At 71.9% G+C, this 12,923-nt stretch carries 10 protein-coding genes and 1 tRNA gene; all 11 read left to right on the top strand.

Annotated elements, in window-relative coordinates:
- Positions 1–11 precede the first annotated feature (11 nt).
- The 11 genes from guaB1 (at position 12) to H629_RS0112230 (ending at position 12,923) form a co-directional block, all read left to right on the top strand.
- On the top strand, positions 12–1,523 hold the full coding sequence (guaB1, locus tag H629_RS0112280) for a GMP reductase (RefSeq protein ID WP_024357545.1): 1,512 nt from the start codon (positions 12–14) through the stop codon (positions 1,521–1,523).
- A 192-nt stretch (positions 1,524–1,715) separates the two neighbouring features.
- Complete coding sequence (gene thrC / locus H629_RS0112275; protein WP_024357544.1) at positions 1,716–3,146, top strand: threonine synthase; 1,431 nt, start codon at positions 1,716–1,718, stop codon at positions 3,144–3,146.
- Positions 3,147–3,388: 242 nt separating this feature from the next.
- Positions 3,389–4,582, top strand: a complete 1,194-nt coding sequence (locus H629_RS0112270; RefSeq protein ID WP_024357543.1) for an AI-2E family transporter — start codon at positions 3,389–3,391, stop codon at positions 4,580–4,582.
- An 88-nt stretch (positions 4,583–4,670) separates the two neighbouring features.
- Positions 4,671–6,263 (top strand): Ig-like domain-containing protein, encoded by a 1,593-nt coding sequence (locus H629_RS0112265; RefSeq protein ID WP_152485715.1) that lies wholly within the window; start codon positions 4,671–4,673, stop codon positions 6,261–6,263.
- 50 nt (positions 6,264–6,313) lie between these two features.
- The gene (locus H629_RS0112260; RefSeq protein ID WP_024357541.1) at positions 6,314–6,724 is read left to right on the top strand and encodes a phage holin family protein; all 411 of its coding nucleotides are present in this window, start codon (positions 6,314–6,316) and stop codon (positions 6,722–6,724) included.
- A 73-nt stretch (positions 6,725–6,797) separates the two neighbouring features.
- A complete protein-coding gene (locus H629_RS0112255) occupies positions 6,798–7,385 on the top strand; it encodes an ATP-binding cassette domain-containing protein (RefSeq protein WP_051137900.1) in 588 nt (195 codons plus the stop codon).
- A gap of 9 nt (positions 7,386–7,394) precedes the next feature.
- A complete protein-coding gene (locus H629_RS0112250; RefSeq protein ID WP_024357539.1) occupies positions 7,395–9,101 on the top strand; it encodes a hypothetical protein in 1,707 nt (568 codons plus the stop codon).
- Positions 9,102–9,265: 164 nt separating this feature from the next.
- A tRNA-Glu gene (locus H629_RS0112245) sits at positions 9,266–9,338 on the top strand.
- A gap of 507 nt (positions 9,339–9,845) precedes the next feature.
- Complete coding sequence (locus H629_RS0112240; protein ID WP_024357538.1) at positions 9,846–10,904, top strand: 3-isopropylmalate dehydrogenase; 1,059 nt, start codon at positions 9,846–9,848, stop codon at positions 10,902–10,904.
- Positions 10,905–10,968: 64 nt separating this feature from the next.
- Positions 10,969–12,069: a branched-chain amino acid aminotransferase gene (locus tag H629_RS0112235; RefSeq protein ID WP_024357537.1), complete on the top strand. Its 1,101-nt coding sequence runs from the start codon at positions 10,969–10,971 to the stop codon at positions 12,067–12,069.
- Positions 12,070–12,134: 65 nt separating this feature from the next.
- Positions 12,135–12,923, top strand: a complete 789-nt coding sequence (locus H629_RS0112230) for a fumarylacetoacetate hydrolase family protein (RefSeq protein WP_024357536.1) — start codon at positions 12,135–12,137, stop codon at positions 12,921–12,923.

The raw sequence follows: 12,923 nt of genomic DNA, 5'->3' as shown, positions 1-12,923 counted from the left end.
AGCGTGGGGGTATGGAGTTTATCGGCGCGATGCCCACGGTCGACCTCACCTACTCGGACGTCTTCCTGGTGCCGCGGCACTCGGGCGTCGGCAGCCGGCTCGGCGTCGATCTCACCCCCACCGACGGCACCCCGGCGACCCTGCCGCTCGTGGCTGCGAACATGAACTCGGTCACCGGCCCCCGCCTCGCCGCAGTGCTCGCGCGACGCGGGGGTCTCGCCGTGCTGCCCCAAGACCTGGCACTCGCCGACACCGAGCGCGCGATCCGCTGGGTGAAGAGCCAGCCGGTCACCACGGACACCCCCATCGTGCTGCCCCCGCAGGCGACGGCCGCCGACGCGCTGCGGCTCATCCCGCGGGCCGAGGGCCAGGCGGTGGTGGTGGCGGATCGCCCCGACGAGCACTCGGCCGCGCCGGCCGCGGGGATCCGCGGGATCCTCTCCGCCGCCCGGCTCGCGTCGGTGCCGTCCGATGCGCAGTTGGGCGACCTCGTGATCGGCCGCGCGCCGCTGCTCTCCGCCGACGAGCTGGCGGACCCGCGCGCCGCATTCGACGCGGTCACGGCGGCGACCGGGGCCGGCGAGGAGCGTGCGGATCCGCCGGGCGTCGACCAGCATCCGGCCGAGGCGGTGTGCGTGGTGAGCGGGGGAGTCCTCGTCGGCACCCTCTCGCGGCGCTCCGCCCTGCGCCGCTCGATATACCGCCCCGCGCTCGACCGCGACGGGCGACTCGCCGTCGCCGTCGCGGTGGGCATCAACGGCGACGTCGCGGCGAAGGCCCGGGCACTCGCGGCGGCCGGGGCCGACGTGCTCGTGATCGACACCGCTCACGGGCATCAGGAGGGCATGATCCGAGCCATCCGCACTGTCGCAGACCTCGGCCTCGGGCTGCCGATCGTGGCCGGCAACATCGTCACCGCCGACGGTGCGAACGACCTCGTCTCGGCCGGCGCCACGATCCTGAAGGTGGGCGTCGGGCCCGGCGCGATGTGCACCACCCGCATGATGACCGCCGTGGGCCGCCCGCAGTTCTCGGCCGTGCTCGAAACCGCTCAGGCGGCTCGGGAGCTCGGCGCGCACGTCTGGGCCGACGGTGGCGTGCGCTACCCGCGCGACGTCGCGCTCGCGCTCGCGGCGGGGGCCGCGTCGGTGATGATCGGATCCTGGTTCGCGGGCACGGCCGAGTCGCCGGGCGAGCTGCGCACCGACCCCGACGACCGCCAGTACAAGGAGTCGTGGGGCATGGCGTCGACGAAGGCGGTGCAGGGCCGCTTCGGCGGTCTCGACGCCTACGAGCGCGCCCGCAAGGAACTCTTCGCCGAGGGCATCTCGTCGTCGAAGATCTACCTCGACCCGCTGCGGCCGGGCGTCGAAGACCTCGTCGACATGATCACCTCGGGGGTGCGCTCTTCGTTCACCTACGCCGGCGCCGATTCACTGCGCGAGTTCCACGTGCGCGCCCGCGTGGGGCTGCAGTCCGCGGCGGGCTACGAGGAGGGCAAGGCGCTGCCGGTCTCCTGGTAGACGCCGAGCGGTCTTTCGGATCTCGCCGATGCTTCGGATCGATCGCGGTCCTGGGCCCCGAAGCATGCGTGAGCTCCGAAACACCGTCACGGAGGGAGCTGCACGGACGAGCCGTGCAGCCGCGCCGAATAGGATGGTGGGGTCGGCGCGCACAGCCCGACCGCGACACCGACCAGGACACGAGGAGCAGCGGTGAAGTACATCTCGACCCGAGGCGGCATGGCGCCGGCACCCTACAGCGAGATCCTGCTGGAGGGACTCGCGACCGACGGCGGGCTCGTCATGCCCGAATCGGTGCCGCGGCTCACGGCCGAGCAGCTCGAGTCGTGGCGATCCCTCTCCTATGCGGAGCTCGCCACCGAGGTGCTGGGGCTCTTCGCCACCGACATCCCGCGCGACGACCTCGCCCGCATGTGCCGCGACGCCTACAGCGCCCAGAACTTCGTCGCCGCAGAGGTGGTGCCGGTGACGCCGCTCGAGGCGGGCATCTCGCTCGTCGGCCTCTCCGAGGGCCCCACGCTCGCGTTCAAGGACATGGCGATGCAGTTCCTCGGCCAGTCGCTCGAGTACGTGCTCGCAAAGACCGACCGCGCGCTCAACATCGTGGGGGCCACCTCCGGCGACACCGGCTCGGCCGCCGAGTACGCGCTGCGCGGCAAGGACGGCATCGCGGTGTTCATGCTCTCGCCGCAGGGCCGCATGAGCGCGTTCCAGCGGGCGCAGATGTACTCGCTCACCGACGAGAACATCCACAACATCGCCGTGCAGGGCGTCTTCGACGACTGCCAGAACCTCATGAAGGCGCTGTTCGAGGACCTCGAGTTCAAACGCGCCCACGACCTCGGCGCCGTCAACTCGGTCAACCTGGGCCGCGTCAGCGCCCAGGCCGTGTACTACTTCTGGGCCTGGCTGCGCGCGAGCGACGCCGTGCCCGCCGAGGAGCGCGCCTCCTTCGAGATCTCGGTGACGGTGCCGTCGGGCAACTTCGGCAACATCTTCTCCGGCTACCTCGCGAAGAAGATGGGCGTGCCGATCCGCCGCCTCGTGCTCGCCGCCAACGAGAACAACGTGCTCGACGAGTTCTTCCGCACGGGCGTCTACGAGCCGCGCGGCGCGGCCGACACGCACGCCACGTCGAGCCCGTCGATGGACATCTCAAAGGCCTCCAACCTGGAGCGCTTCGTGTTCGAGGTGCTGGGCCGCGACCCCGAGCGCCTCGCGGCGGCGTGGCGCGAACTGGCCGAGACCGGGCGGATCGACCTCACCGCCGAGCAGCCCCGCTTCGTCGAGGAGTTCGGGTTCCAGAGCGGCACGAGCACGCACGCGGATCGCGTGGCGACGATCAAGTCGGTGTTCGACGCGAGCGGCACCGTGATCGACCCGCACACCGCCGACGGCGTGAAGGTGGCTCGCGAGCACCTGGAGCCCGGCGTGCCGATGCTCGTGCTCGAAACCGCGAAGCCCGAGAAGTTCCCCGAGATCGTGTTCGAGGCGACCGGCACGCGGATCGGCCTGCCCGAGCACCTTGCCGGCCTGCTCGATCTGCCGCAGCACGTCACCGAGATGGATGACGACGAGGCCGCCCTGCGCGACTTCGTCGCCGAGCGCGCCGTCTCCCGCTGAGCGCCCCGGGCGCGCCGCGCCACAGGCGCCCTGAGCGCCGGGCCGCTGCCGTGCCCGCGACCCGCACTCCCGCGATCCGCGATCTCATCGAGGTCACCCGTGTGGTCGTTTCTGCGACGCAGAAACGACCACACGGGTGACCTCGATATCGCATCGGCGCTTACCGGGCAAGGGCCCGGGCGCTATCGATCGCTGTCGGTGGCACCCCGTAGGGTGAAACCCAGCTAGACAGGGAGGCTGACATGTTCGGTGGGCGGGCACGGCGAGAACTGGAACACCGGGTCGCAAGACTCGAGCGCGGGGGCGACGCGCCGCAGGGCGTGGTCGCGCAGTCGCGGCATCTGAGGCGCGCCGGCAGCGCGTGGGGCGACAGCTTCGGGCTGCTCGCCACGCGGTCGCTGCAGATCATCGTCGTGCTGATTCTCACCGCCGGCGTGGTCATCGGCATGAGCACGCTGAGCACGGTGGTGATCCCGATCCTGCTCGCCCTCATCTTCGCGAGCACCTTCTCGCCCGTCATGGCGTGGCTGCGCGGGCACCGAGTGCCGTCGGCTCTGGCGACCGTGCTCGTGCTGCTCACCATCGTGCTGCTGCTCGCCGGTGTGGGCTGGCTCATCGTATGGGCCGTGCGCGATCAGTGGGACGAGCTCTCGGCGCAGGCCGAGACAGGCTTCCAGCAGGTGATCGACTGGGTGAAGACGCTGCCGTTCGCGCCCGATCACGATCAGCTGGTCGAGTGGCAGCAGAACGTCACCGACTTCCTCACCGGCTTCCTCACGAGCTCGCAGTTCGGCTCAGGCGCCTTGGCCGGCGTCGGCATCGTCACGAACTTCGTGACGGGGCTCATCCTGATGGTCGTCGTGCTCTTCTTCTTCCTCAAGGACGGGCCGCAGATCTGGCGCTTCCTGCTGCGCCCCTTCGAGGGCGAGGCGCTGGCGCGCGCCGAGCGCGCGGGCGACAAGACGGTGCAGACGCTCGGGCACTACGTGCGCGGCACGGCGTCGGTCGCTGCGGTCGACGCGATCGGCATCGGCGTCGGCCTGCTGATCCTCCAGGTGCCGCTGGCGCTGCCGCTCGCCGTGCTCGTCTTCGTGCTCGCGTTCATCCCAATCGTGGGCGCGACCCTCGCCGGCATTCTGGCCGCGCTCGTGGCGCTCGTCGCCAACGGGCCGCTGAGCGCAGTGCTCGTGGTGGGCGTCGTCGTGCTCGTCAACCAGCTCGAGGGCAACTTCCTGCAGCCCGTGCTCATGGGGCGGGCGCTGAAGCTGCACTCACTCGTCATCCTGCTCGCCCTGACGATCGGCACTGTGCTGAGCGGGGTGCTGGGTGCGGTGCTGGCGGTGCCGATCGCGGCCGTGGTGTGGGGCATCATCCAGGTGTGGGATGGACCTGATCTTCCCGCGAAGCCGTTCCGGCGCAAGCCCGGCGAGGTGTGATCTCGGCGGATCGCGGATTGCGGATCGTCGAGCGCGGTGCGCGGTGCGCGGTGTCGGCGCGCACCTGCGCGGCTGCTAATATTTGCACATGGTTCAAATTCGCACACCGTTTCGTTTGACGCTTCGCGGCTGGCTCGGCCTGCTCGTCGTCTCCGCCGCGGTGCTCGGCGCCGCCGTGCTGGCTCAGCCCGCCGCCGCGCAGGCCGACCCCGCTTCCGAGGTGCCGACCTCGACCAGCATCACGACGTTCGTGCCTCCGACGACGTACGGCAACCCGGCCATCTACTTCGTCACGGTGTCGCTTCCGAGCGCCGCGAACCTCAGCGAGGAAGTGGTGGTGATCGAGGCCGACGGCGTCGTCGCAGGGCTCGGAGTGCTCGGCTACAACGGAACCGGCGGCTTCGTGGCGATCGTTCCCGTCCTGAACCTCGCCGCCGGCGACCATGATCTGGTCGCGCGCTTCGCGGGCAAGGACGGCGATGCGATCTTCCCCGAGCGCGCTCTGCCCTCACAGAGCCCGGTGCTCCCCATCACGATCGCCCCGGCCATGAGCAGCACCGCGATCACGGGCTCGCCTGCTTCGGCGTCGGCCTTCGCCCCGATCGACGTCACGGCGCAGGTGACCTCCCCGGCGGCCGGGGTGAGCGGTCGGGCGGCGCTGCTCGCAGACGGCGTCGAACTCGCCTCCGCCGAACTGCAGCCGAACGGTGCGGTGCAGTTCTCCGCCGTCGCCGCGCCGCCGGCGACGGCCGACCTCACCGTCGCCTATCTCGGCGACGCTGCGGGCAACTTCGCGCCGTCGCACTCGGCGGTGGCGCCGCTGACAGTCGTGCCGCACGCGACCGCGACGACGCTCACCGTGTCGCCCGCGGAACCGCGCGTGGGCGACCGCGTCTCCTTCGACGTGGTGGTCAGCAACGTCGACCGGACTGCGCCCGCCGACCCGCGCGGCGACGTCGAGGTTCTGGTCGACGGGGCCGTGGCGTTCACGATCCCCGCCGCTGACGACATCGATCCCGAGCCGGATGACGGCGAGGCGAGGTTCAGCCTCGACACCGCCCAGCTCTCGTTCGGGGAGCACGAGGTGTTCGCCCGCTTCGTGCCGCAGGCAGGCTTCCTCGACTCGCGAAGCGCCGACGTGGCGATCGACGTGCTCAGCCGGCAGACCCGGCTCGCAGTGGGTGCCGAGCTGCTGCGCGCCACCCCCTCGCGCCCCGCGGTCGTGGAGGTCGCGGTCGAGCCGGTGCCGAGCGCCCCCGGTACGCAGGGCCGGCAGATGGCGCTCGCCGCGCCCGCCGTGTCGCCCGCCGCGCCGTTCGTCACTGGCTCCCTGCAGGCTTTTGTGGACGGTGCTGCGCTGGGAGCGCCGGTGGCGCTCGACGGCGGGCGCGCGAGCGTGGCGCTGGCGGGTCTCGGGGTGGGCTCCCACAGGGTCGAGTTGCGTTTCGCCTCGGCGGTGCCGGGCGTGCTCGACAGCTCTGCCGTCGTCGCCGTCGAAGTGTCGGCCGACGAGGCGCCGGGCGGAGGATCGCCGGCGAAACACGCTGCGTCGCTCGCGCGCACCGGCGGGCTCGACCCGCTCGCGCCGGGCGCCGCGGGGCTCGGGCTGCTCGCGCTCGGAGCGGGAGCGCTCGTCGGGGCCGCGCTCGTCGGGGCTCGACGGGCTCGGGCATCGCGCTAGGCTGAGGCCAAGGTGCGGAGCGTCGCTCCGCCGACTGGAAGGAGCGCGCCATGCGACTGCTGTTTCAGATCGTGTCCCAGCTCGTGCTGGCGGCGATCGCGATGATCGTGTGCCACTTCGCACTGCCCGGCTTCGAGCTGCACCTCGGCGGCTTCCTCGTAGCGCTCGGCGTGTTCACGCTCGCGCACGCGATCCTCGGCCCCTTCGTGCTGAACATCGCGCAGCGCTACGCGGCGCCGCTCGCCGGCGGCGTCGGCCTCGTGGCAACGCTGCTCGCGCTCTGGGTGGCGTCGCTCTTCCAAGGAGGCATCGTGCTCCGCGGCGTGGAGACCTGGGTGCTCGCGCCCATCATCGTGTGGGTCATCACGGCGCTCGGGGGCTGGATCTTCATGGCCTTCTTCATCGACAAGTGGCTGAAGCGCCGCGCGGCCACGAAGATGCTGAGCCGCAGCAAGGCGTGACGACCGACGGCGCCGGGCACGATGCCGGCGCGCTGCTGACGGCCGAGGACGCGGCGGTGGAGGCGACGGGGCCATCCTGCTGCACCCCACCTCGATCCGTCTCGACGCGGGCGCCTGCGTGGCGGTGCGCGGCCCGAACGGGGCCGGCAAGACGACGTTGCTGCGCGTGCTCGCGGGGCGCCTGCGGCCCAGCTCCGGCACGGTGCAGCTGCACGGTCGCCGTTTCGACGAGCGCGACCGCGATGCCAGACGGCACATCGCGGCGCTGATCGAACCGCCCACGCTCTACCCCGACCTGACGCTGCGCGACCACCTCGCGCTCATCGAGACCGCGTGGTCGGGCGAGCGAGCGACGTCATGGAGCGGGCTGGGAGCAGGGGCGCTCGACGCCTTCGGTCTCGAACCGCTGGCGGACCGCTTTCCCCACGAGCTCTCGAGCGGCCAGCGGCAGCTCGTCTCGCTCGCGGTGACCTGCGCGCGGCCCTGCTCGGTGCTGCTGCTCGACGAGCCGGAGCAGCGCCTCGACCCCGACCGCCGGGCGCTCGTCGCGGAGGCGCTGCTGCGGGCCCGCGCGTCGGGTGCGGCGGTGGCCTTCGCCTCCCACGACGCCGAGCTTGTCGGGCGGGTCGCCGATGTGCAGCTCCAGGTGAGCCAGGCGTGAGCCGCGCCGATGGCTGAGGAGCGCACGGCTGCTGCGGCGCCGGCGAGCTCGGCGCCTTCGATGTGGGGGACGCTGCGCGCGATCCGCCGGGTGCTGCGCCGTCGCGGGGACGGCGTCGATGCGGGGGAGCTGGCGTTCCGCGTCTATGCGGCGATCATGCTGGTCATCATCGTGGTGGCGCCCGCAGTGCGCGTCGCGCTGCTGTGGCTGCAACTCGAGTTGCCTCCGGCGTCGGTCTCTGCGGATGCGGAGGGTGAGAGATCCGCTGCTCTCCTCGCGTCCGCCCTCACCGCGGTCACCGCGCTGCTCGTACTGGCGGGAGCGCAGCTCGGCCCGGCTCGGGCGGGCCTGCCTCAGCTCGACCTGCTGCTCACCACGCCGATCCCGAGGTGGCGCCTGCTCGGCGGTCCGCTGTCCCGCCGACTCGCCCTCGGGGCCTCCGCGGGTGCGGTCGTGGCCGGGGTCGTCGTGGTGGCGCGCGCGATGCGGGCCGAGTTCGACCCGGGTCTCGCCGTCGCGCTGCCGCTCGCGGGCGCCTCGCTCGGGCTGCTGGCCGCGGCGGCCCCGCTCGTGGGGCAGCTCGGGCGTCGCACGCGGGCGGGCGCCGCAGCGCTGCTCGCCGTGCTCGCCGGTGCTCGGCTGCTGGGTGCGGCGGAGTGGATCGCGCCCCTCGACCCGTGGTCGTGCGCCGCCCGCCTGCTCATCGACGGCGGCGCCTCCCCGCTGCTCGCGTTCGCGCCGGCGGGGTGGGCGATCGCTGCGGCGGTGTGCGCGCCGCTGCTCGTCTCGCGGCTGCGGTGGGAGGAGCTGCGGGGGCAGGCGCTGCGCTGGGACACGGTGCAGACCCTCGTCGTCGGGGGCGATCCCAGTGCGGGGCTCGCCCGGCTGGGATCTCCGGTCCGGTGGGGGCGGCGCCTGAGGTTCGCGCCGCGCGCGGGTCTCACGGCGTCGATCGTGGCGCGGGATCTGCTCGGCATCGTGCGCGCCCCGGGCCGCAGCCTGCTGGGGCTCGGCGGGGTGCTCGCGGCCGGTTCGATGTGGGGTGCCGCCCTCGGCTCGGGCGGCGCCGTCGACGGTCTCGCCGCGGGGAGCCCGGGCGGGGCGAGTCTGCTGCCGCTCGGCTCGGCGGCGCTGTGGGGCGCTGCGGCCGTGCTGCTCGCCTACCTGTCGAGCTCGGCCTGGTGCCGCGGGCTCGCGGCGGCAGCGCAGGGGAGCGGATCGCCTTCGCTGCTGCCGGCTTCTCCGCTGGCGCTCGTAGCGCGGCACCTCCTCGCGCCGGTCGGGTTCGCGGTGCTCGCGATGGTGGCCGGCGTGGTCGGGGGCGAGGCGGCCGGGTCGCTGCTGGGTGTCGATATCAGTGCCGGTGCCGCCGTCGGCAGCGACGGCAGCGGGCTGGTGCGGGCGGTGCTGTCGGCCGCGCTCGTCGGCTGCACGGCGGTGGCCATGCGCGCGGCCGCTGCATTGAAGGGGGCGATCCCGATGCGGTTGCTCGCGCCGGTGCCCACGCCGGTGGGAGACGCCTCGGGGATCAACGTGCTGCTGTGGATGCTCGACGGGCCCATCGCCTCGGGGTTCGTCGGCGCGGGCCTCGCGCTGCTGTGGGCCTCGGCGCAGGCCGGGTGGATCGCTCCGTTCGCGGCGGTGCTCGCGAGCGGTGCGGTGCTTGGGGTGGTGCTGCTCTGGGCGCGGGTGCGGCTCGGCAGGGCGGGCGGCTGAGCGCGGCGATGCCGGGCGGCACGCTCGGCAGGCCCGCGATCCGCGGAATCATGCGGGACACACCCGGGATACGCGGCCCGATTTGCCGAGTGTTGCGGAGGTGTGCCAAGATATATGAGTTGCCAGCGCGGCGGGGGAAGCCCCGAAGAGCTGTGACAGCGTCCGGCCCCATCGTATAGCGGCCTAGTACGCCGCCCTCTCACGGCGGTAACGCGGGTTCGAATCCCGCTGGGGTCACCGGATCAGAAAGCCTCACCTTCGGGTGAGGCTTTCTGCGTTTTCGCGCCCGCTCGACCGTGCCCCCGTGCCCCCCCTGCCCCCCTGCCCCCCTGCCCCCCCTGCTCCCCCTGCCCCCCTGCCCCCGCGCCCCCTTCCTCCGCAGCCCCGACCCTGCCCCGACCCTGCGCCGCCGCTCAAGGCGGAGATCGCAGCTCAGACGGAGGTATTCTCCGAGAACCTCCGCCTGAGCTGCGATCTCCGCCTTGAGTGGAGGCATTTTGGAGGGGGGTTCGGCGTGGAGGGGTTCGGCGTGGAAGGGGAGTGGGTGGGAGAAGGGGAAGGGGTTCGGCGTGGAAGGGGAGTGGGTGGGAGAAGGGGAAGGGGTTCGGCGTGGAAGGGGAATGGAAGCGGGGGGAAGGGGAGCGGGAGCGGCTGGTCTCGTGCCGGGAACCGGCGGTGAGCGGGAATGTCCGAGGTGCCCAGTAAGCTGATCATGTTCTGTTCAGGTACGAAGAGGAGCGTTCAGTGACCCGCACCATCAAGCTCGCCGTCCTTCCGGGCGACGGCATCGGACCGGAAGTGATCGAGCAGGCGAATCGTGTGCTCGACGCGGTGCTCATCGGCGGCGACGTGGTGCTTGACCGCACGGAGTTCAAGCTGGGCGCCGAGCGGTTCCTCGCGACGGGCGAGACCCTGCCCGAAGCCGAGCAGGCCGAGATCGCGCAGCACGACGCGATCCTCTTCGGCGCGGTCGGGGGCGTGCCCGGCGACCCCCGCCTGGCAGACGCCAACATCGAGCGCGGCCTGCTGCTCAAGCTGCGCTTCGACTTCGACCACTACGCGAATGTTCGCCCCTGCACCCTCTTCCCGGGCGTCGAGTCCACCCTCGCCAACCCGGGCGACGTCGACTTCGTCGTCGTGCGCGAGGGCACCGAGGGGCCCTACGCGGGCAACGGTGGGCGCCTGCGCGCCGGCACCCCCGCCGAGGTCGCCACCGAGGTCTCCGTCAACACCGCCTTCGGCATCGAGCGCGTGGTGCGCTACGCCTTCGAGGTCGCGAGCCAGCGCCCCCGCAAGAAGCTCACCTGGGTGCACAAGACCAACGTGCTCGTGCACGCCGGCGCCACCTGGCAGCGCACGGTGCAGGCCGTCGCCGCCGAGCACCCCGACATCGCCGTCGACTACATGCACGTCGACGCCGCCACCATCTTCATGGTGCAAGATCCGTCGCGCTTCGACGTGATCGTCACTGATAACCTGTTCGGTGACATCCTCACAGACCTGGCCGGCGCCATCGGCGGCGGCATCGGGCTCGCAGCCAGCGGCAACATCAATCCCGACGGCACGTTCCCGAGCATGTTCGAACCCGTCCACGGTTCTGCGCCCGACATCGCGGGGCAGCAGAAGGCGGATCCGACCGCGGCGATCCTGTCCGCGGCTCTCATGCTCGACCACCTGGGCCTCACCGCCGAGGGCGACCGCGTCCGCGACGCCGTGCGCGCCGACCTCGCCACCCGCGGCGCGTCGGCTCGCTCCACCACCGAGGTGGGAAGCGCGATCGTCGACCTGATCGCGGCTCGCTGACCCGGCCCGGGCCTCTCCCGAACTCCTCACACGGCCGCCCGTTCGGGCGACAGAAAGCAAGTCCATGACCGAGCTCACCTTCACCCGCACCCCGGCAACCAGGCTCTCCGATGACGAGCGCGAAGCCGCGCTCGTCGACCCCGGCTTCGGCAAGCGCTTCACCGACCACATGATCTCGATCGTGTGGGATCGCGAGCGCGGCTGGCACGACGCCGAGGTGCTGCCCTACGGGCCGATCCCCATGGATCCCGCCTCTTCGGTGCTGCACTACGGCCAGGAGATCTTCGAGGGGCTGAAGGCCTACCGCCACCCCAACGGCGACATCGTCGCCTTCCGGCCCGAGGAGAACGCGCGACGCCTCAACGAGAGCGCCGAGCGCCTCGCACTGCCCCAGCTGCCGGTCGAACTGTTCGTGCAGGCGGTTCACGAGCTCGTCACCGTCGACGCCGACTGGGTGCCCAGCGGCAGCGACCAGAGCCTCTACCTGCGCCCCTTCATGATCGCCGACGAGAGCTTCCTCGGCGTGCGCGCCGCCGAGCGCGCCCGCTTCCTGGTGATCGCGAGCCCCGCCGGCGCCTACTTCACGGGCGGCGTGCAGCCCGTCTCGATCTGGCTCTCCAGCAACCTCGCCCGCGCCGGTCGCGGCGGCACCGGGGCGGCGAAGTGCGGCGGCAACTACGCCTCCTCGCTGCTGCCCACCCGCATCGCCGCACAGCACGGCTGCGCCCAGGTGCTCTTCACCGACTCGGCCACCGACGACACCATCGACGAGCTCGGCGGCATGAACCTGTTCCTCGTGCATCGCGATGGCAAGCTCATCACCCCGGAGCTCAACGGCAACATCCTCGACGGCATCACGCGCAAGAGCCTGATCCGTCTCGCTCAGGATCGCGGTCTCACCGTCGAAGAGCGCAAGGTCACCGTGCGCGAGTGGCGCGACGGCGCCGCCGATGGCTCGATCACCGAGGCCTTCGCGTGCGGCACCGCCGCCGTGATCACCCCGATCGGGCAGCTGAAGGGCGAAGACGGCACGCTCGTCGACTTCGGCGACAGCGCCCCCGGCGAGGTCACCATGTCGCTGCGCGAAGAGCTCACCGGCATCCAGTTCGGCACGGTCGAGGATCGCTTCGGCTGGGTCGACCGCATCATCGCTGCGGGGGAGTGAGCGATGCGGGGCGTCCCGCCCCGCATCGGCTCCCCGGCCGGCACACGAGCCACGAGGAAGGGCACATGAAGGTCGTACGCTTCGAAGCAGCAGGAGAGATCTCCTACGGGATCCTCGATGAGGCCGAGGACGGCAGCGGCATCGAGGTCGTCGAACTCTCGGCGGATCCGCTGGTCGCCGGCTTCGACACCACCGGGCGCCGGCTGCGCCTCGACGCGGTGCGGCTGCTCGCCCCCGTGATCCCGCGCTCGAAGGTGGTGTGCTTGGGCAAGAACTACGCCGACCACGTCGAGGAGATGCGCTCGGAGACCGGGGGCGACACCCCGGAGGAGCCGCTGCTCTTCCTGAAGCCCAACACCTCCGTGATCGGCCCCGGCGACCGCATCGTGCGCCCCGAGATCTCCGACCGCGTCGAGCACGAGGGCGAGCTCGCGATGGTGATCGGCGCGATGGCGAAGAACGTGCCCGAGGCCGACGCCCTCAGCTACGTGTTCGGCTTCACCTGCGCCAACGACGTGACCGCCCGCGATCTGCAGATCAAGGACGGGCAGTGGACGCGCGGCAAGGGCTTCGACACCTTCTGCCCGCTCGGTCCCGTCATCGAGACCGACCCCGATCTCGCCGACGCCCGCGTGGTGACCCGCGTGAACGGCGAGGTGCGTCAGGACGGACGCACCTCCCAGCTCATCTTCTCCCTCGCCCGAATCGTCGCGCACGCCTCCCAGGCCTTCACACTGCTCCCCGGCGACGTGATCCTCACCGGCACCCCCGCGGGCGTCGGCCGTCTCGAAGCCGGCGACACCGTCGAGGTGGAGATCGACGGCATCGGGATCCTGCGCAACACCGTCGTGTGA

Origin of the sequence: Leucobacter chironomi DSM 19883, from assembly GCF_000421845.1 — a bacterium.
In the GTDB taxonomy this organism is placed as follows: domain Bacteria; phylum Actinomycetota; class Actinomycetes; order Actinomycetales; family Microbacteriaceae; genus Leucobacter; species Leucobacter chironomi.
This window is presented reverse-complemented; position numbering and strand designations above follow the sequence as displayed.